This is a genomic window from Streptomyces sp. NPDC037410, assembly GCF_055602235.1.
In genome coordinates, this window is record NZ_JBVJWR010000012.1 from 204,468 (window position 1) to 222,656 (window position 18,189).

The 18,189-nt window shown below is 66.9% G+C and carries 21 protein-coding genes, 1 tRNA gene and 1 pseudogene; 8 read left to right on the plus strand and 15 right to left on the minus strand.

Features of this window, described 5'->3' with window-relative positions; translation table 11 throughout:
- Positions 1 to 3: 3 nt before the first annotated feature.
- Positions 4 to 954, minus strand: a complete 951-nt coding sequence (locus tag ACZ7HT_RS21600) for a phosphate ABC transporter substrate-binding protein (protein ID WP_471168153.1) — start codon at positions 952 to 954, stop codon at positions 4 to 6.
- Between the two features lie 224 nt (positions 955 to 1,178).
- Here ACZ7HT_RS21600 and ACZ7HT_RS21605 point away from each other — a divergent pair.
- A pseudogene (locus tag ACZ7HT_RS21605) lies at positions 1,179 to 1,529 on the plus strand (tyrosine-type recombinase/integrase); the annotation flags it as partial.
- A gap of 376 nt (positions 1,530 to 1,905) precedes the next feature.
- On the opposite strand, the gene ACZ7HT_RS21610 reads toward ACZ7HT_RS21605, so the two are convergent.
- The 7 genes from ACZ7HT_RS21610 to ACZ7HT_RS21640 form a co-directional block, all read right to left on the minus strand.
- A complete protein-coding gene (locus ACZ7HT_RS21610) occupies positions 1,906 to 2,328 on the minus strand; it encodes an ATP-binding protein (RefSeq protein ID WP_471168155.1) in 423 nt (140 codons plus the stop codon).
- Positions 2,329 to 2,469: 141 nt separating this feature from the next.
- The gene (locus ACZ7HT_RS21615; RefSeq protein ID WP_471168158.1) at positions 2,470 to 2,598 is read right to left on the minus strand and encodes a hypothetical protein; all 129 of its coding nucleotides are present in this window, start codon (positions 2,596 to 2,598) and stop codon (positions 2,470 to 2,472) included.
- Between the two features lie 245 nt (positions 2,599 to 2,843).
- The gene (locus ACZ7HT_RS21620) at positions 2,844 to 3,692 is read right to left on the minus strand and encodes a hypothetical protein (RefSeq protein ID WP_471168160.1); all 849 of its coding nucleotides are present in this window, start codon (positions 3,690 to 3,692) and stop codon (positions 2,844 to 2,846) included.
- A 455-nt stretch (positions 3,693 to 4,147) separates the two neighbouring features.
- Complete coding sequence (locus ACZ7HT_RS21625; protein ID WP_471168163.1) at positions 4,148 to 4,369, minus strand: DUF397 domain-containing protein; 222 nt, start codon at positions 4,367 to 4,369, stop codon at positions 4,148 to 4,150.
- A gap of 10 nt (positions 4,370 to 4,379) precedes the next feature.
- Complete coding sequence (locus tag ACZ7HT_RS21630; protein WP_471168165.1) at positions 4,380 to 5,222, minus strand: helix-turn-helix domain-containing protein; 843 nt, start codon at positions 5,220 to 5,222, stop codon at positions 4,380 to 4,382.
- 7 nt (positions 5,223 to 5,229) lie between these two features.
- Positions 5,230 to 5,751, minus strand: a complete 522-nt coding sequence (locus ACZ7HT_RS21635; protein WP_471168168.1) for a DUF6879 family protein — start codon at positions 5,749 to 5,751, stop codon at positions 5,230 to 5,232.
- Positions 5,711 to 6,130, minus strand: a complete 420-nt coding sequence (locus tag ACZ7HT_RS21640; protein WP_471168171.1) for a hypothetical protein — start codon at positions 6,128 to 6,130, stop codon at positions 5,711 to 5,713. The genes ACZ7HT_RS21635 and ACZ7HT_RS21640 overlap by 41 nt, the downstream gene beginning before the upstream one ends.
- Before the next feature lie 182 nt (positions 6,131 to 6,312).
- Between ACZ7HT_RS21640 and ACZ7HT_RS21645 the strand changes: the two genes are divergently transcribed.
- The 6 genes from ACZ7HT_RS21645 to ACZ7HT_RS21670 all read left to right on the plus strand — a co-directional run bounded on the left by ACZ7HT_RS21645 (position 6,313) and on the right by ACZ7HT_RS21670 (position 9,518).
- Positions 6,313 to 6,567, plus strand: coding sequence for a hypothetical protein (locus ACZ7HT_RS21645; RefSeq protein ID WP_471168173.1), 255 nt, complete (start codon positions 6,313 to 6,315; stop codon positions 6,565 to 6,567).
- On the plus strand, positions 6,567 to 6,833 hold the full coding sequence (locus tag ACZ7HT_RS21650) for a hypothetical protein (RefSeq protein ID WP_471168176.1): 267 nt from the start codon (positions 6,567 to 6,569) through the stop codon (positions 6,831 to 6,833). Before ACZ7HT_RS21645 ends, ACZ7HT_RS21650 begins: the two co-directional genes overlap by 1 nt.
- 166 nt (positions 6,834 to 6,999) lie before the next feature.
- The gene (locus tag ACZ7HT_RS21655) at positions 7,000 to 7,242 is read left to right on the plus strand and encodes a DUF397 domain-containing protein (RefSeq protein WP_471168178.1); all 243 of its coding nucleotides are present in this window, start codon (positions 7,000 to 7,002) and stop codon (positions 7,240 to 7,242) included.
- A gap of 82 nt (positions 7,243 to 7,324) precedes the next feature.
- Positions 7,325 to 7,810: a hypothetical protein gene (locus tag ACZ7HT_RS21660; protein WP_471168180.1), complete on the plus strand. Its 486-nt coding sequence runs from the start codon at positions 7,325 to 7,327 to the stop codon at positions 7,808 to 7,810.
- A gap of 15 nt (positions 7,811 to 7,825) precedes the next feature.
- A complete protein-coding gene (locus tag ACZ7HT_RS21665; RefSeq protein ID WP_471168182.1) occupies positions 7,826 to 8,728 on the plus strand; it encodes a JmjC domain-containing protein in 903 nt (300 codons plus the stop codon).
- A 181-nt stretch (positions 8,729 to 8,909) separates the two neighbouring features.
- A complete protein-coding gene (locus tag ACZ7HT_RS21670) occupies positions 8,910 to 9,518 on the plus strand; it encodes a tyrosine-type recombinase/integrase (protein ID WP_471168184.1) in 609 nt (202 codons plus the stop codon).
- Positions 9,519 to 9,637: 119 nt separating this feature from the next.
- Here the strand turns inward: ACZ7HT_RS21670 and ACZ7HT_RS21675 are convergent.
- Positions 9,638 to 9,711, minus strand: a tRNA-Pro gene (locus ACZ7HT_RS21675).
- Positions 9,712 to 10,295: 584 nt separating this feature from the next.
- Here ACZ7HT_RS21675 and ACZ7HT_RS21680 point away from each other — a divergent pair.
- A complete protein-coding gene (locus ACZ7HT_RS21680; RefSeq protein ID WP_471168187.1) occupies positions 10,296 to 11,504 on the plus strand; it encodes an acyl-CoA dehydrogenase family protein in 1,209 nt (402 codons plus the stop codon).
- 79 nt (positions 11,505 to 11,583) lie between these two features.
- On the opposite strand, the gene ACZ7HT_RS21685 is transcribed toward ACZ7HT_RS21680, so the two are convergent.
- From ACZ7HT_RS21685 to ACZ7HT_RS21710, 6 genes are all read right to left on the minus strand, one after another.
- Positions 11,584 to 12,153 carry a GAF domain-containing protein gene (locus tag ACZ7HT_RS21685; RefSeq protein WP_359519990.1) on the minus strand — a complete coding sequence of 190 codons (570 nt, stop codon included), beginning with the start codon at positions 12,151 to 12,153 and terminating at the stop codon, positions 11,584 to 11,586.
- Positions 12,150 to 12,773, minus strand: a complete 624-nt coding sequence (locus ACZ7HT_RS21690; RefSeq protein ID WP_471168190.1) for a GTP-binding protein — start codon at positions 12,771 to 12,773, stop codon at positions 12,150 to 12,152. Before ACZ7HT_RS21690 ends, ACZ7HT_RS21685 begins: the two co-directional genes overlap by 4 nt.
- On the minus strand, positions 12,751 to 13,122 hold the full coding sequence (locus tag ACZ7HT_RS21695) for a DUF742 domain-containing protein (protein WP_041132186.1): 372 nt from the start codon (positions 13,120 to 13,122) through the stop codon (positions 12,751 to 12,753). The genes ACZ7HT_RS21690 and ACZ7HT_RS21695 overlap by 23 nt, the downstream gene beginning before the upstream one ends.
- Positions 13,123 to 13,124: 2 nt before the next feature.
- Positions 13,125 to 13,559: a roadblock/LC7 domain-containing protein gene (locus tag ACZ7HT_RS21700; RefSeq protein ID WP_116157900.1), complete on the minus strand. Its 435-nt coding sequence runs from the start codon at positions 13,557 to 13,559 to the stop codon at positions 13,125 to 13,127.
- 6 nt (positions 13,560 to 13,565) lie between these two features.
- Positions 13,566 to 15,626 carry a sensor histidine kinase gene (locus tag ACZ7HT_RS21705; protein ID WP_471168193.1) on the minus strand — a complete coding sequence of 687 codons (2,061 nt, stop codon included), beginning with the start codon at positions 15,624 to 15,626 and terminating at the stop codon, positions 13,566 to 13,568.
- 546 nt (positions 15,627 to 16,172) lie between these two features.
- The gene (locus ACZ7HT_RS21710; RefSeq protein WP_471168312.1) at positions 16,173 to 18,017 is read right to left on the minus strand and encodes a serine/threonine-protein kinase; all 1,845 of its coding nucleotides are present in this window, start codon (positions 18,015 to 18,017) and stop codon (positions 16,173 to 16,175) included.
- Between the last annotated feature and the right edge of the window lie 172 nt (positions 18,018 to 18,189).

Consider the following 18,189-nt stretch of genomic DNA (forward strand, 5'->3'; position numbering starts at 1 on the left):
CTGCTACTTCCCGATTTGCTTGAGGGTGAGGTAGCCGTGCTTGGTCAGGAGCGGCTGCCCCTTGTCGGAAAGGATGTAGTCGATGAACTTCTTCGCGTCGTCCTTCGCCGGCCCGTTGGTGATCACGTAGAGCGGACGGCTCATGGGGTACTTGCCGCTCTCGACGTTCTCGGAAGAGGGGGCGATTCCGTCGAGAGTAACGACAGCGAGCTTGTCGCGCCCCTCGACGAAGCCGGTCGAGAGCGGGCCGACGGAGCCCGGCGTCGACTCGAGCTTGTTGCGCGTCTCCAGGTTGCCGCCGACGATGGCGAAGTTGTTGGAGTTCGGCGGCGGCGGGGGCTTCTCACCGTGGTAGAGGTACTTGTCCAGCACCTCGCGCGTGCCGCGCCCGGGCTCCTTGTCGTAGACGAAGACCGGCAGGTCGGGGCCGCCGACCTGCTTCCAGTTCGTGATCTTCCCCTCGAAGAGGCCCTTGACCTGATCCTTGGTCAGGTTCTTGACCCCGGCGTCGGCGACCTGCTTGCTGATGATGATGCCCACGGCGTCGGCGCCGATCTGCGTCGAGACGTAGTCGGTCTTGGGGCTGGCGGCCTTGTCCTCGTCCGACACCGGCTTCGAGCTCAGCGCGATGTCGATCTGCCCGGCACCGAGCTGCGAGATACCGCCGGCCGAACCACCCTGCGTGGCAACGGTGATGTTCAGCCCCTGGGCCTTCAGCGCCTCGGCCGCGTCTGCGGCGACGGGCGCCACCGTGGTGGAACCGCTCGCCTGCAACGCCTTCCCCGCACCGCCGGCGGCGTCGGCGCCCCCGGCGCAGGCCGTCGTGAGCGACGCGATCAGGACAGCGCCCGAGGCGAGGTAGGCGAACCGCCGCCGACCGACCGAACCTGCGGAGCGAACGCTCCCCATCGTCAAGTCCTGTGGCTGCGACGACGATTCCATAGTGCGAGACATGCAGGGTCCTCCCCCAGTCGGTCTCTGATTCGAACGGAATCTAAGCAGCCGGGCGGGCGACTGAAAAGCCTCTACCAACGACCAGTTGTACGACTGCCGTTCACATTGCCCCCACTTCTGATACATCTTCCGTTTCCTTGATCGTCCCTTTACATGGGGCGCGTCAAGGCGGACAGGTGTCACCAGCGGGCGGGACCACGGGACCGTTCGACGAGGGCTCCAGGGCGACCGGGGCCGATCCCTATGCCCGCCCGTTCACGGGCCCACGCGGCGGCCGCGTCTCGACTGCGGTTCTCCGCGACGCCACCCACTGGGACACCGTCATCACCAAGCTCGGCTACGAGCACCTGCGCCGCCACGACCTCCGCCACACCGGACTCACCTGGTTCGCCGACGCCGGCGTCCCGGTGCACGTCCTGCGCAAGATCGCCGGTCACGGCTCACTGACGACCACCCAGCGATACCTGCACCCTGACGTCCGCCAGATCACCGCCGCCGGCGCCGCGCTGACCGCCCATCCCAGCGGGCTTCGCGCACCCCGGTCCCTGCCCACGGCGATCGTGGCCGCCCGCTGACCCGGTCAAGGCGGGTTGGTCCCCAAGTGGTCCCCGAAAACGGCCAAGGGGCCGTTTCAGATTGCTCTGAAACGGCCCCTGACCTACGACTCTTTCGAGTCGGGACGACAGGATTTGAACCTGCGACCCCTTGACCCCCAGAATCTGACGCCCAGTCTTCTCCGTCCGTCCAGTCCATACAGTCCGGCAAACGTCCAGGTCAGAGACCTGCGCTCGGCACGGCTTCCTGATGTCTGTGACACATCGGTGACACGGGTAGGGCGCCGTAGGGGTGCCCTGTGAGGGCACCTGAGGCTCAAGGAAGCCCGGCGCGGGCGCCGCTTGATTACTTGATCATCCAGCGCAGAACGCCTGCACAGTGGAACTACACGGCGCGTCAGCCCGATCCTCGGGTTCGTTGACGCCACGGCTTCCCCGACGCCGGCCAGGGTTCCCCCGAGAGGTAGCGGGGCGGCTCTTGATCGTCGTCCCAGAGCAGAGCCCAGATGGCCTTGCCCATCGTGGATCGCCGGATACCCCAGAGGTCACTGATCTTCTCGACGAGGTTGACACCGTTGTTTGAGTACACCTCGGGTATCCACTCGATGAGAGTGTCCTCAACCTCAATCACGACGTTGTGACCGACTGTTCCGAGTTGGAGACGTATCTCGGCAGGAGACTCTTCGCGGAGCGTAAGACCCAGGTTTGCGCCATGGATCAGCTCCGTCACGATGAGCTGGGCGTCGTCGAGGAGGTGGATGAGGCCCCACCCCGTCAGTGCTTCGGCAGTGAGCTCGTGCGCCTTTAGCTCCGCGACCATCGTCGGAGCAGCGTAGGTCGCGCGTACTGAGCGGGGTTCAGAGTTTCTTGCCATGGCACGCGTCTCTCAGGCGAGTGTGCCTTCAAGCATGATCCCGGTTTGAGGGTGGAGTCAACGTGTTCAGTGAGGCCCGCGGGTCCGTCATCGCGCGTGCAGGTCTCCGGGGCCCTGCCACTGCGGCAGCGTGGTCATGAACCCGAAGTCCTTGGCGACCTTCTCCAACTCGACCGTCCACGGCTTTCCGGTGAGCACCTCGTTGAAGGCGAGCATCGCTGCGTGGAGGATCCACAGGCAGTACAGCTGACAGGCCGTGCGGTCTCCCTGCTCCCAACACGACGCAGGCCACCGGCCAAACCCTCAGGGCAGCCAGCTGGCGTTGCGAGGAGCCGGGTTCCAACCCTGGGACGCCCGCTGACGACGTCGACAGAAGGTCGGTTCGGGGCTCTCATCCCGAGCACTACAGGCCACAGGCAGGCTTATTCAGGCCTAGAGTCTGATGCGGAATGTGTGCGAACTTATGGGGGAGTCCTTGCGTCGGCTTCACTGCACAGAAGAAGTCCTCCGGCCAGGAGTTCAGCGAGAATCGCCAGTAGAAGTCCATGATGCTCTTTGGTGAGCTTGTCGGGGTTGTCGGTGTCGATCGAGATGACTCCAAACACTCTCGCCCCTGCAGTTACGGGCTGAAATAGGATTGCTTCGCACCCCAGACCGTTGTGCCATGCCCCACCTTTACCGCGCTCCAGATGTACTGCTTCCCCCTTTTCCACCTTCGGTACAACGCGATTTCCAAACCGCGAGCCCCGAACGATGGCCGGCGGGGTAGATGGATTACCCGTACGCCCGTACAACACCCCCTCGCACTTCAAAGCTTCAATCCCCGTCCCCGAATACTCGTAGAAAAAGGCTCGAAAGTGATCCTGCCCGGCCACTCGCAGCGACGTTTCGGTGACCCTATGCTTCAATCCGATCTTTTGCTCTGCACGATCACTCGCCGGAATGGATCCTAGGTAGTGGAGGTAATCGTATAGAGGTAGGAATGAGCTCAAAAGGAGTTCACGAAGGAGCTCCAGCGAGCGGGGGTTAATACTCGCTTCCAGCGCTGCCGCTCTAGCCCTACCTGCCTCTTCGATTTCCCGAACCTTTGCCGCCTGCTTTCGCTCCTCCTTTACAGGAAGCCATGCAGCAGTACACAATGAAGCAGCCTGGATGACACCGATGACACCGTGAAGCCACCCTGACACCTGTTCAGCGGCGAAGGTTGTAAGGCCGATCCCAATGGCCGTTAGGAGTACAGCCAGGCCCGTAAACTTCTCCCAAGGCTCCCACTGCTTCCAGAACAGTACCCGTTTCCAGAACTTGTTCATGACCTTGATGTTTACCCGTACTTCACCACGTTCTAACGGGCCACGCGAGCGAAGGTCCGAGAGGGCGAGATAAACACAAGTTCCCTATTGACAACCCAGGCCATGATTCTCTATAAGAAATCATGAACAACGAACGAGGCCCGTTATTCAATAAGCCTGACTGGCTCACCGAGGAGGAGTATCGACACTATCATGACATTGTCGAGCACCCGTTGTCTTATGTGGCCTCCGTGTTAGACCATGAGCTTCATTTTCGAAGCTCGAATCTGTCCTCAGATTGCGAGCTAGCCACAGAAGCACAAATTGACTCTGCCGCCGTTTCCGCGGAAAGCCGTAAGGCTTCAGAGTTACCTCGGAGCTTTCTTCGTAGGCGTGCCTTGATATTCACGCGAAGGTGGCTGCACACCAACCGAGGGCAGACCGTTACCTAGCCTTTTGCAATCACCTTACATCTCTCAGTGGCTGTCCTGCCTATAATCCGTCCTTGTGTCGGCCGGGACGATTTCCTTGCTGAATTCCACGAACACAGCCCAGGCAGCCGGCCGGAGCTTCATCCTTCCGCGGCCCTTGGCCTTCGAGTCTCGGACCTGGACCATCGCAGGGTCGTTGTCTGCAACCTCAACGCAGTTTTCCGTACCGGTATAGGAGCTCGTACGCCAATTCGGCTTGCCAGTCATGCTTTCCCTCCTAGTGATCAAAATGTGCGTGAGCCGACCTTATGAGTGCCCTGGCCGGCTCGCCGTAGACGGCTGATTGCTTCAGCAGGGCGAACGCCTTCGTGTAGAGGTCGATTTCCCGAGGTTGGGTCACTGACATCTCCGCGGAGAACGTCTCCACCAGCACGAGCTTGTCGTCAAACATCGAGAACGAGTGCCCCAGCCAGACTCTCGTGGATGCGGCCTTGGGCACGATGCCCAGGCTCACCCGCGCCAGACCCATCACTGCCGTCAGACGGTCGAGCTGAGACCTCATGACCTCCCCTCCCCCGACGTTGGAGTACAGGGCCTGCTCGCCGAGCAGCACGTTGTAGACCCGATTCCCCTCGTAGAGGTACCGCTGTCGCTCCAGTCTCCTCGCGACCGCAGCCGCCGAGTCGTTGGGGAACTCGTAGAAGCTGACAGCCTGGTCGAACACGGCCGCGGCGTAGTCGGCGGTCTGGAACGTGCCCCAGATCATGTTGGGCTGCCAGATCCGGAAGACCTTGGTCCTGTCATAGACAGGCAGGGCCTTCTTCTGTCGGGCCTCGGCTCCTGTCTTGAGCTGCCGCCGCCAGTCCAGCCACAGCTCGTCGATGTGTCGAACCGTGGCGACCAGGTCCGGGATGTGCTCTTGCTGGCCGGTCTTCTCGCACCAGTCCTTGATGTCTTGCTCGCTGGCGTTCTGCTTTCCGTGCTCAAGCCGAGAGATCTTCGACTCTGGCCAGCCGAGTGCGTAGGCCAGCGCCCGGCCGCTCGTGAATCCGGCATCTTTCCGGAACGCACGCAGTCGGGCACCCAGTGCCTCGCGTACCTCTTGTGCTTGATTGCTCACCGGTCTGTCAGGGCTTGTACTCGCTGTGCGGGGTGGCAGCGCTCCAGAGAACATTCCGGATGGAGACGCACCGCGCCACGGTCGACGGGTCGTCGATCACTTCCGACCCCAGGATTCGACCATCCTTGTCGAAGTGGCCCACGGCAAGGATCTTGTTGTCGAAGAGCCACCAGTCGTTGCATCCGACGGGAAGCGTGTGGTGAGGCAACGTGGCTCGGGAGATCCAGCGGATCTGCTCGCCGGCCTTCACGTTGATCGGAGTGGTGGCGTACTCCCACTGGATGTACGGACTGTGCGGCTCGGTCACGACGCGTACTCGACGTACGGTCCTTCCCTCCCCGGTCACCCGCCTCACCATCGCGAGCCACGGCTCCATGTACGAGTTGTCCACCGGCTCACCCCGGAGCCAGCTTGCGTACGGGCCGTCCTCGTCGGGGACGGAGTAGTCGTCCCTCAGCTCTAGGTGGAAGGCATCGCTCTTGAAGCTCTCAAAGAGCCGGTTGCGCTCGGCGCTGGAGATCAGCTCCACGCGGTTCCTCCAGTAGGGCGGTGATCGCGGCCTTGGGTACCTCGACCACGGTCTCGTAGTCCGGGATCTCCATCTGGGACAGGGCCTCGGCGTCGGTCACCTCCCGCCCCTGGACGACGAACGTACCGCCAGGCGTGAGGATCATGATCGGGTCCTCCAAGCGTCGGATCTCCCCGGCCGGCAAGCCGTCCTTCGTCAGGTGCTCGAACAGCTCCGTCGGTACCTCCACAGCCGTGTCTCCCTCGGGGATGTCCAGCTGCATGAGGAGGTCGTTCGCGTAGATCCTCCATCCCTGCACGAGGTATGTGTCCCGGTCGGTTGCGTAGAGCGTGGGGCAGTCCCCGATGTTGGAGTTCTTACCAAGGAACCGTAGCTTCATGGTCGTTCTCCTGTCTGCTGCCTTGCATCAGTTTGCGCGACACACCGATAGTCGACCCGGTGTTCGGGCCCGTCAAACGACTTGCTGCAAACTCGCGCAATCTTCTTGGGGGTTGGTCAGTCGCCGCTCTACGTTCCTCTCGAACCCAAGCGACGGCAGGAACGAATGACTGGGGGTCACCTATGACGGCTACGACCAGCAGAACCCCGATCGAGACGGCGCAGACCATCGCGAGGAACGCGATCCCCGAGGTGCGCGAAGCCCTGGCCCTTATGAGCCTCCCGGCGGAGGTCGACATCGGTGAGGTCATCGACGGGCACGGCACGGTCTGCCTCGTCATGCGGTCTGGGGACGCGTACGAATTCGCCCGTTGGACGCGCACCCACGCCACGGAGGACGAGCACGACCTCCACGCCGCCATGAAGCAGGCAGGCTGATGTCTCAGCAGACAGCGAGGCCGCCTCGCGGGCCGCTTGGCACGCAGGGCCATGTCGTCAGCGCCGGCCAGATCAAGATCGGTGACATGGTCGGGTTCGACGGCGTGTTCTTCGAGATCACCGACATGGCGGGCGGGACGGTCCAGAAGGTCCTTTATTTCCGAGACCGGGAGCCCATCACAGTCAGTGGCCCCCTGCTGGTGTTCCGGAAGATCGAGTACACCCCGGTCCTGGGCGAGATGGTCTACAGCCGCCCCCTTGTGTAACCCCAAAACATCGGCCCAGCAACGCAGCTCCCCCGTACTGCCTGCTGGGTCGGGCAAGGTCCCGTCCCCGGTGATGTCCGGCAAGACCGTCCGGGGGAGGGTCATCAGGGCAAGCCGGCCCGGAGACCGACTCTCCGAAATCTGGCACACGAAGGAGTTTCACTTCATGGCTCAGAACCTCTACGCGGTCCCGATCGAGGGGGCCACGTTCCAGAACTTCTGCGGTGGGAACCTCGGTGGCGAGCACGAGTCCTGCATCGACCTGGCGACCATTCCCGGTGTCGAGGACGGCTACGCCCTCCGTGACACCAAGCCCGAGGGCGCCGGCCACGAGCTGCGCGCCACGACCGCCGAGATGGACGACTTCGTCCTCGGCTACGCCAAGATGAGGGGCCTCTCCCTCAGCTAGCCGACGGTTCGAGTCTCCGTAAAGGGGCCACCCCATCCGAACTGGGGTGGCCCCCCACGTCAGATTGTAGGAAGGGCACTCTTTGAGCTGGCACGGTCATTGGCATGGATACGGGTGGGCAGGTACTCCGGTCAACTACGCGCGGGAGGGCAACCGCCGGCCTCCGTACCCGGTTCCTCCTCCGCCCGAGGCCAAGGAGGAGGAGAAGGTCCGATATCGGGACGCTGCGAATGAGTTCTTGACCTCTGACCTGCCGCCTCTGATGACCGGCCACTGGCTCCTCAAGCGCAACCACAGCACCGAGGACCGTACGTGGACCAACGTAGATGTTGCTCTCGCATGGCTGACGAAGCGCTACCAGGAGAGCCCGCCGTTCGACCGCGAGGACGGCAAGGTGGCCTACTGCACCCTTGACCAGAAGCTGGAGTACGCCGCGGACGTGCTCCCTCACGGCGTCGACGTGAGCTGGGTGCACTACACCCATTCACAGAGCATGGTGTCGCTCTCCGTTGTGTGTTGCCCGAACCACTTTCATCCGGACATCCCCTGCCCACTCCCTTCCTCCTGAGCCGAAGGACGAGCCATGTCACTGCGCTTGTTATTGCCCGAGGACGGTGTAGCCGAACTGATGCGCTCGTGGCCCGACGAGCCGCGTGTGTTCAAGCGCGGCAGGGCGCCGCTCGACGAGACGGTCACCGCGGAAGCCATCCGAGGTTACGTGTATAGGGGGTGTGTCCCGGCTGACGAGATCGCAGTCGTCAAGGCCCCCAACCCGTCGATGAGCCAGAAGGCATATACAACGGACGGACGGACAGACCGCGCGAAACTCGCCCGGCTCTACGAGAGCGGGCACACCATTCGTCTCGGTAACCTCCAGCGCGTCATCCCGGCCTTGGCTCAGATCTCCCAGGACATCCAGACTGAGACGGGCTACTCGAACTACATCCACGCGTTCCTGACCCCGCCGGGGCACCAGGGGCTTCGTCACCACTGGGATCAGCAGATGGCCGTGATCGTCCAGATCTCCGGCACGAAGCGGTGGCAGCTCTGGCGGCCCCCGGTGGAGGCCCCCATGCGGGAGTACAACGAGAGCTGGCGGGTCTGGCAGGAGGACTACATCCCGAAGTGGGAGGCTGCGGGACCGGACGTCGAGGTCGACCTGAAGGTCGGCCAGTCTCTCCTGCTTCCACGTGGGTGGGTTCATAACCCTCACGTCCTGGACTCCGACGAACACAGCATCCACCTGACGTTCGCGATCCGCGAGCGCACTCCCCTGTGGCTGGCCGAGAAGCTGGTGGCCACCGCGATCGACAACCCCGACTTCCGCCGCATCCTGCGTCCCGGCCAGTTGGACGGGGTCGAGTTGAGCCACCAGCTCTCCGAGACGCGTGACGCGCTGATCCGCCACCTCCAGGGGCTCGACCTGTCGGAGACGGCGGTGGGCGTGCGTGAGGCGACCCTGACGGAGTTGGAGTACTCCACCTGACCGCAGTCAGTGAATCAAGCGTTGAGAAGAGCCCTCTCGGTCGTCGCCGAGGGGGCTCAGCGCGTCTTTACGTGAGCTCGGCCGTGGCTTCAACAGCAGGCTTCACAAAAAGATGCGTCAACTTTATTGATATCTTGACAAATTGCGCGAACTTTGCCATATTCAGTGATAGTTGCTCGATATGGACATTAACGCAATTGTTAAACATTTCGGCCTGACTGAACACCCGTTCATCACGAGCCCCGATCCGCGGTTCCTGTACTTCTCCGCCCAGGTCCGCGAAGCGCTGGCTAAGTGTGAATTCATGGCACGTGATCGGATCGGCCCCATCTACATGTACGGCCCGATCGGCTCGGGGAAGACCTCTCTCGTTCGCAGGCTCCACGAGAAACTGAGTCAGGACGAACGCTTCAACGTCAAGTTGCTCATCTCGCCCAATCTCAAGAGCAGCAACGCCTTTCTCCGTTTGGTCATGGAGAGCTTCGACGTAAAGACCGAGCGTTCCTACGCTGCCTCTCTGGGCAACTTCGAGGCCTTCCTGCTCAAGACGGACAAGCTCCGTCGCGAGACCCACAGGCTGATGGCACAGGCCGGCGTGCGGAAGGTGCGTCTCTACGACGCCCGCCACGCGTGCCTCTCCTGGATGGCCAACAATGGCGTTCCCGACACTGTCGTCTCCGCTTGGGCGGGTCACAGCGACCTGTCCTTCACCAAGCGGGTCTACGTGCACCCTGACCCGCAGAGCCTCAAGGCGGGTTCGGACAAGCTCGGGGAGCTGCTCGCCGGCTGAGGAAGATCCACCAAGTCCTGTGACGAAATGTGACACGACTGCCCCAGAGAACGAACAAGAGCCCTGCCTCACCGAAGTGAGACAGGGCTCTGATCTGCGACTACGAGGCGAACCTCTAGTCGGGACGACAGGATTTGAACCTGCGACCCCTTGACCCCCAGTCAAGTGCGCTACCAAGCTGCGCCACGTCCCGATGCCCGTCTGACCTGGGGTTTCCCCTGGCCGAGCGCGCATGAGAACAATACCGCACTTTCCCCGGTGGTCACGCACACGTTTCCTGGCGCCCCTGCGCGGGCCCGGCGCGGCGGGCGTGGGGGCGCTCACTCTCCGTGATGCGCTTCGCGCCCCCTCGTACGTCCACGCGCCCGGCGCGGCGGGGCGGAAGCGGGCGCCGGGCGGGGTCGCGTGGGCGGGAAGAGGGGAGGGGGAGCTTCCGGAATGCCTCGCTTCTCGGATGGAAGTGGGTCATGTGCCGATATCAGGCGATTCCTTGGCGTATAGCGGCAAAGAAGTATCCATTGGTACGTGGCGGAAATTCGACCCTGAGGACGGGGCTCCGGACTTGGTCGAGAACGCCAAGACCATGCGAAACACAGTCAGACTCGATCGTCAACCGCTCCTGTTTCGGACAAAGTCTGTGGCGATATTGATCGGTTCCGGAAAGATCAACACCATGAATGGGGTCGGCCTGTTCGGGACGGGACCACTGCCGATGCTCCACCTGCTCGGACAACTCGCCGAGCAGGCGTTTCGCAGGTGAGGACTCGGATGGACCGGATGGACAGCTATTTCAGCAGTCGACTGCATCGTGAGCTCAGGGCGACGGTCCGTGACTTCGCGGAGCGTGAGGTTCGGCCCCGGATAGCCGAGATGGAGGCGTCCCGGACCGTCCACCACGAGCTGTCCCGCAAGATCGCCGAGCAGGGCTGGCTGGGTGCGACTATCAGCCAGGAGTACGGCGGCATGGGCGCCGGCCATCTGGCCAAGACGATCATCATCGAGGAGCTCTCCCGGGTCAGCGGCGCCATGGGCGCCATGGTCCAGGCCTCCCAGCTCGGCACCGCCAAGATCGTCCACTTCGGCAGCGACGAGCAGCGCAAGACCTGGCTCCCGGAGGTCGCCGCCGGCGCGTGCCTGCCGACCATCGCGGTCACCGAGTACGAGTCCGGCGGGCACGTCCTCGGCATGCAGGCGAACGCGGTCCGGGACGGCGACGACTACATCCTCAACGGCCAGAAGGTCTACGTCGGCAACAGCCACGTGGGCGATCTGCACGGTGTCGTGGTCAGGACCGGTCCCGGATCGAAGGGACTCACCGCCTTCCTGGTCGAAGCCGATCGCCCGGGGTTCCGGACCGGTCCGCAGCAGCCCGCGATGGGCCTGCACGGTTTCAGCTTCGGTGAGCTGATCTTCGAGAACTGCCGGGTGCCGGCCGCGAACCGGCTCGGCGACGAGGGCGACGGCCTCGCCGTCGCGTACTCCTCCAGCGTGCTGTACGGACGGGCCAACCTCACCGCCGTCTCCCTCGGCATCCACCAGGCGATCCTGGAGGAGACCACGCGCTTCGCCTCCGAGCGCATCCGCTACGGAAAGCCGCTCCACGACCTGCCCACGGTGAAGCTGAAGCTGGGGCAGATGCAGTCCCGGCTGATGACCGCCCGGCTGGCCGCGTACCACGCCGTGCACCTGCTCGACCAGGGTCTCTCCTGCGACACCGAGCTGATGAACGCCAAGCTCGTCAACGTCGAGTCGGCGATCGACTCCGGCCGCAACGCCATGGAGATCCACGCCGCCGCCGGCCTCTACACGGACCGGGCCATCGAGCGGTACCTCCGGGACGCGCACCACATCTTCGCCCCCGCCGGCACCTCCGACATCCAGCTCCTGCGGCTGGCCGAGGTCGCCCTCGGTCAGGACAAGGGCAGCTGGTCGGAGCGGCTGTCCGAGCTGGTCCGCACCCCGGACCTGGAGCCGGTGCTCGCCTGATCCCCCACCCCCACGGGCCGGGAGCCCCGGTACGGCCGCTGCCGTACCGGGGCTCCCGGCTGTCGTCGGACGGTGACGGTCAGAACACGCCGTCCTCGCGGCGGTGGATCTGCTCCATGAGCTCCGCCGCCATCGCCTTGATCGTCTCCAGGCCGGCACGGCCCCACGGCCGTACGTCGGTGTCGACCACGCAGATGGTGCCGAGCGCGACGCCGGTACGGTCGATCAGCGGCGCCCCCATGTAGGAGCGGATGCCGATCTCGTCCACGACCGGGTTCCCCGCGAAGCGCGGGTAGTCGCAGACGTCCTCCAGGACGAGCGCCTTGCGCCGCACCACCACGTGCGGGCAGTAGCCGTGGTCACGCGCCATGAACCGGCCGACGCCGCCGCCCGCGGCGGCCGCGCCCAGGTCGCTGCCCGAGTGGGTGCCCTCGGGGGTGTGCAGCCCCGCGAAGAACTGCCGGTTCTCGTCGATGAAGTTCACCATCGAGAACGGGGCGCCGGTCACCTCGGCGAGCCGGTGGGCGAAGTCGTCGAACGCCGGGTCCGGTCGCTCCCCGAGACCGAGTTCGCGCAGCCGCTGCACGCGGGCGGGCGCCTCCTTGTCGATGGGGGTCAGCAGGAGGTGACCGGTCGGGTCGTAGGTCATGGCGTGGCTCCGTAGCTCGGCACGGTGTCCGGGATGGTGGTGAGCAGATGCTGGACGAGGGTCAGCAGGGTGCGGATGCCGGAGCTGGAGATCCGGGCGTCGCAGGTGACGACCGGCACCTCCGGCTTGAGGTCGAGGGCGGCCCGTACCTCGTCGGGTTCGTAGCGGTAGGCGCCGTCGAACTCGTTGACCGCCACGATGAACTGGATGCCCCGCCGCTCGAAGAAGTCCACGGCGGAGAAGCACTCCTGGAGCCTGCGGGTGTCGGCCAGGACGACCGCTCCCAGCGCGCCCTCGGAGAGCTCGTCCCACATGAACCAGAAGCGCTCCTGGCCCGGGGTGCCGAAGAGGTACAGGACGTGGCGGTCGTCGAGCGTGATCCGGCCGAAATCCATCGCGACGGTGGTCGTGGTCTTCGACTCCACGCCCTCCAGGCTGTCGGTGGCCGCGCTGACCGAGGTGAGCAGTTCCTCGGTGCTCAGGGGTTCGATCTCGCTGACCGCGCCCACGAGGGTCGTCTTGCCGACGCCGAATCCGCCCGCCACCAGGATCTTGAGCGCGGTGGGGAAGGGGTCGGCCGCGAAACTGTCGTGGCGCTCAGAGCCGTTGTCGTAGGCCATCGAGCACTGCCTCCAGCAAGGAACGGTCGGTTGGGTTGGCGTGGAAGCGGGGCGCCCGGGCGGTGAGCGCCCCGCAGTCCACGAGGTCGGAGAGCAGGACCTTGGTGACGACGGCCGGCAGCCTTAAGTGCGCCGCGATCTCGGCCACCGAGGTGGGCCCGTCGCACAGCCCGAGGGCCAGGCTGTGCTCGGGACCCATGTGCGCCTGCGGCATCGAGCCGGTCGCCATCACCAGGGACAGCAGGTCCAGGGCGGTGGTCGGCTTGGTCCGGCCGCCGCTCACGGTGTACGGGCGGATCAGCCGCCCGGCCGCGTCGTCGAGCCAGGGTCCTTCCTGATGCGACGTCACGTCTACTGCCCGCGCCCGCCCACCGCGCCCGCGGCCTGGCGGGCGGGGGTGACCAGGTACGGCCGGACGCTCTTGACGAGCATCGCCATCTCGTAGCCGAGGACGGCGGCGTCCGCCTCGCGCCCGGCGAGGACGGCCAGGCACGTGCCGGAGCCGGCGGTGGAGACGAACAGGAGGGTGGAGTCGAGCTCCACGACCACCTGGCGGACCTCGCCGCCGTCGCCGAACCGGGCGCCCGCGCTGCGACCGAGCGAGTAGAGCCCGGAGGCGAGGGCCGCCATGTGGTCGGCGGCGTCGGGGTCGAGACCGTGCACGGATTTCACGAGGCCGTCGGAGGAGAGCAGGACGGCGTTGCGGGTGTACGGGACCCGCTGGACCAGCCCGCTGAGCAGCCAGTCGAGATCCGAGGAATGGCCGGTGGGCGCATTGCTCGCCATGGTGATCTACTCCTTGTGCGCGTCGCCAAGACGCAGCGATTCGTGGGGGGCGGGCTGGGATTCGGCGAGGCCGATGCCGCGCTGGAACGCGGCCATCAGACCCGGGTCGTGCAGGGCGTGCTCCTCCGTCTTGCGGGCCACGGGCTCGTCCCTCAGCTGCGGGACGATGTGCTCCTGTGCGCGCCTCTTGGGGAGCAGGGGCCTGCCGCCGTCCTCGGCACGGGGGGCCGGGGGGAGCGGCGAGAGCAGGTGGTCCGGCGGGCCGGCGTGGCCGGCGCCGGACGCCTGGGCCGGTATCGCGGGGGCGGGACCGGAGTCCCCGTATCCGCTCGGCCCCTCGTTCGTACGGAGGTACGGGTGGGAGCCGGGCACGGGGGCCTCCTCGTGACGGGCGGCGGCCCGCTCCGGGGAGGGCGAGGGTACGGACTGCGGTACGGGAGCGGTGCCGGCCGGCGCGGGAACCTGGGCGCGGCCGGAGCCGTGGCCGGTGCCGTACGCCGGTGCGTGAACCGCGCTGTGCGCCGGCGCCTGGCCGGTGCCGTGAGCCGGTGCGTGGCCGGTGCCGTAAGCCGATGCCTGGTCCGTGCCATGCGCCGGCGTGTGGCTCGCGACCTGCGCCGCGACGGGGGCGGGCGCCTGACCGGGCACGGAGGCCGGAGCCTGGACCGGGGCGTGGCCCGGCGCGGAGGCCGGGGCCGGGGCCGTCGTCGGGGCGGCGGCCTCAGTCGTGGCCTGCGGCTGCATCTGCACCTGGCCGGGCGGGATCGCCGCGGAGCCGGCGGTCGCGGCGGTCTGGCGCTCGTGCTGGGCGAGGCCCTCGGGGTCGGAGCCGAGGAGGCCCTGCGGGAGGACGAGGACGGCCTGGACACCGCCGTAGATGTTGGACTGGAGGCGCACCGCGATGCCGTGCCGGCGGGCGAGCGCCGAGACGACGAAGAGTCCGATGCGGCCGTCCTGGAGCAGGTGCGCGACGTTGACCTGGTCGGGGTCGGCGAGCAGGGCGTTCATCTTTTTCTGCTCGGTGACGGGCATGCCGAGGCCCCGGTCCTCGACCTCGATCGCGAGGCCCGCCGTGACGTACTGGGCGCGCAGCAGCACGGTGGTGTTCGGCGCGGAGAACAGCGTCGCGTTCTCGACGAGTTCGGCGAGGAGGTGGATGACGTCGGCCACGGCATGGCCCCGGAGCGTGCCGTCGATCGGGGGTACGAGCTTCACGCGCGGGTACTGCTCGACCTCGGCGATGGAGGAACGCAGCACCTCGGTCATGGTGACCGGGTTCGACCACTGGCGGCGGGAGATGGCGCCGCCGAGCACGGCGAGGTTCTCGGCGTGGCGGCGGATGCGGGTGGCCAGGTGGTCGACGTGGAACAGGCCCTTGAGCAGCTCCGGGTCCTCGACCTCGTTCTCCAGCTCGTCGAGGAGCTGGATCTCGCGGTGGACCAGGGACTGCAGGCGCCGGGCGAGGTTGACGAAGACCTCGACCTTCTGTTCGTTTCCGACGCTGCTGGAGAGCCGGGACGCCTGTACGACGGCGGCCACGGCGGCCTCGTGAGAGCGCGTCAACTCGTGCGAGAGCAGATCGAATTCGTCGCCCGATACGGGCGTGGCCGGCTGCTCGGGCCGGGGCGGGGGGCCTTCTCCCCTGCGCAGCTGCTCGACGACCGCCCGGAGTTCGCTCTGGCCGCGGGCGCTGGTGCGGCGCAGGGAGTTGCAGCGGTCGAGGACGGCCTTGGCGGCCCGGTCCGCGCCGAGCGCGGCGGCGGTCACGGAGGCGACGGTCAGGGCGGCGGCGCCGGTGAGCGCGGCCCAGAGGCCGGCGCTCGGGCTCGCTCCCGTGGAACGGATGGTGAAGATGACGGCGGCCGCGCCGCCGAGGGCCACCGCGACGGCGGGAAGCACGGAGGTACGCAGGAGTTGGGGGCGTATGCGGGCTTCGGCGGGAAGCGGTGCGGGGGTCTGCGCCGGGGGGTTGCTGTGGGTACCGGTGGCGGAGCGGGCGCCTGGCCGGCCGTGCCGCCCGCCCTCGCGTCGGTCGGGCCGCGAGGCGGGTGCGCGAAGTTGAGACATGAGTGTCCTTGGTACGTGCCCAGGATTCGGCGTACTGCGGGGGTGTTCTGCAGGGGGTCTACGGGGGAGGTGTTCTACAGACGTTCGACGAGCCTACCGATGATCATCAGCCACACACTGTAGTCGTCAACCGTTCATGTGCGGTGCGCAGTTGACAAACTTACCGGTAGACCGGCCCGGTCTGGTATCACCCCCAGGGTGACAGGCCGAGAATGATCGGCCGAAAGTCGACATCGGGCCCTGACGGGGGCTCCGGCGAGCGGGAACGGAAGAGGGCGGAGTGCCCCCACACCCCCTCAATCTGCGGAAATCGTCCCCTAACCGGAATCCCTCGCAGAAGCTACGGCTCCCCGCACCCGCCGCACCCCTCAGTGGCCGGAACGATCTCCGCCGGCCCCCGCCCCGGCGTCCCCGCCGGACACCCCCACCGCCACACGGGTCCCGGATCCACGACGGCCCCGGGGGGCCGGATCCCGGCGCGCGGTGACGGTCGGTGAGAGCGGAAGGCCGCCGGTCATCTGCGGGGCGCCCGCGGCGCGTTGCGGCTCAGCCCTGACAGCGGGCGAGTGTGCCGCTGTCCAGGGTGGACTTGTCGCCGAAGATCCAGCCTTCGGTCTCCGTGCCCGCGATGCGGGCGTAGATCCACTTGTGGGCCTCTGCGTTGGTGACGTAGCAGTGGTAGTAGACCTTCGTGCCGGAGCTGATCGCGGTCACGTAGGAGCACTTCGCGTATGGCCCCGTGTAGAGGTGGGTGTTCTGGGCCGCGCGGCCGGCGCCGTCGCTGCGGTTCTGGTGCGCCCACCCGGTGCACGCCGTGGACACCGGGGTAGGTTCCTTCACCGTGGCGCTGGACGTCGGCTTCGGGGAGGCCGACGGCTTCCCGGTCGGCTTGTCGCCTCCGGCGCCGGGCGCCGACGTGGGACTCGTCTCCGGGTCCTCGGCCTTCGTCGAGGGGGTGCCTGACGGCGTCTCGCCCGGGGTGGTGGACAGCTCGCCGGGGTTGCTGGAGGTCAGGTCCCCCGGGGCGGTCGGGCCGCCGGCCGTCGGGCCCGCGCCCGGCACGTCATGGTCGGTGGAGGTGCTCGGCGTGGGAAGCGCCGTGTTCGACGCGCCGCCGCCCTCGCCGTCCCGCGCGTTCATCAGCGCGTACGCGACTCCGCCGCAGGTGAGAACGGTGGCGGCCGCCACCGCGACGATGGTGCGGCTGCGACGGCGCCGGGCCTGGACCGCCGTGGCACGGGTCTCGGCACGGCTGTCGTGGCCGCCGGCCGGCGTGCCGGGCGTCATGTGCGGCTGCGGGGCTCCCTGAGCCGGAGGGGCGGCGAACGCGCCGGCCGGCGGGAGCGGCGCGGCCGCGGCGGCTTCGAAGCCCGGCTGAGCGTGGGGCTGGGAGGGCGGCACGGCGACGGCGGGGCCGAAACCCGGCTGCGCGAGGGGCTGGGAAGACTGCTCGGCGAACGCGGGGCCGAAGCCCGGCTGCGCGTGGAGCTGGGAAGACTGCTCGGCGACGGCGGGGCCGAAGGCCGACTGAGCGAGAGGCTGGAAAGGCTGCTCGGCTACGGCGGGGCCGAAGCCCGGCTGAGTGGCGGGCTGGGGCGTCGGTGCGGCCGTGAGGTCCACGGTCCTGCCGCCGGCGACCGCCTCCAGCATCTCGCGCGCCTGCGCGGCATCGGGCCGCTGCAGCGGGTCCTTGGCCATCAGCGCCCGCAGCACCGGGGTGAGCGGTCCGGCGCTCCGGGGCTCCGGCAGCGGTTCGCCGACGATGGCCGCGAGGGTGGACCACACCGACGTGCGGCGGAAGGGGAAAGCGCCCTCCACCGCCGCGTACAGCGTCATGCCGAGCGCCCAGATGTCGGATGCGGCGCCCGGGACCTGGCCCTGTGCGCGCTCCGGCGGCAGATAGTCGAGCGAGCCGACGATCTGACCGCTCTGGGTCAGCTTGGCCAGGGCCTCGTCGCCGGAGGTGTCCATGCTGGCGATGCCGAAGTCGGTGAGCACGACCCGGCCTCCGCGCTCCAGGAGTACGTTGCCGGGCTTGACGTCCCGGTGCAGGACCCCGGCCCGGTGTGCCGCGTCGAGCGCGTCCATCAGCTTGGCGCCGATCGCGGCCGCTTCGCGCGGGTCGAGTGAGCCGCGTTCCGTCAGGACGTCGTCGAGGGAGGGCCCGTCGACCAGCTCCATGACGATGACCGGAAGCCCCCGCTCCTCGACCACGTCGTGGACGGTGACCACGCCGCTGTGCCGGATACGGGCGGCGGCCTGCGCCTCCCTCTGCATCCGGACCCGCAGATCGGCCAGTTCGGCCGGGGCGGCGTCCGTGTAGGCCCGCAGGACCTTGACGGCGACCTCGCGGTTCAGCAGCTGGTCCACCGCCCGGGCGACCACGCCCATGCCACCGCGGCCGATGGTCGCGGTCACGCGGTACCGCCCGCCCAGAACCTCGCCGACCAGATCCGCGCCGTTCGCCCCCGTCACCTGTCACATCCCGTTCGTCGCACTGTTCGAAATCGGCCACATGGCGGGCACCAGGTTAGGGGGTTCACGTGTGTGCGAGTGCACACCG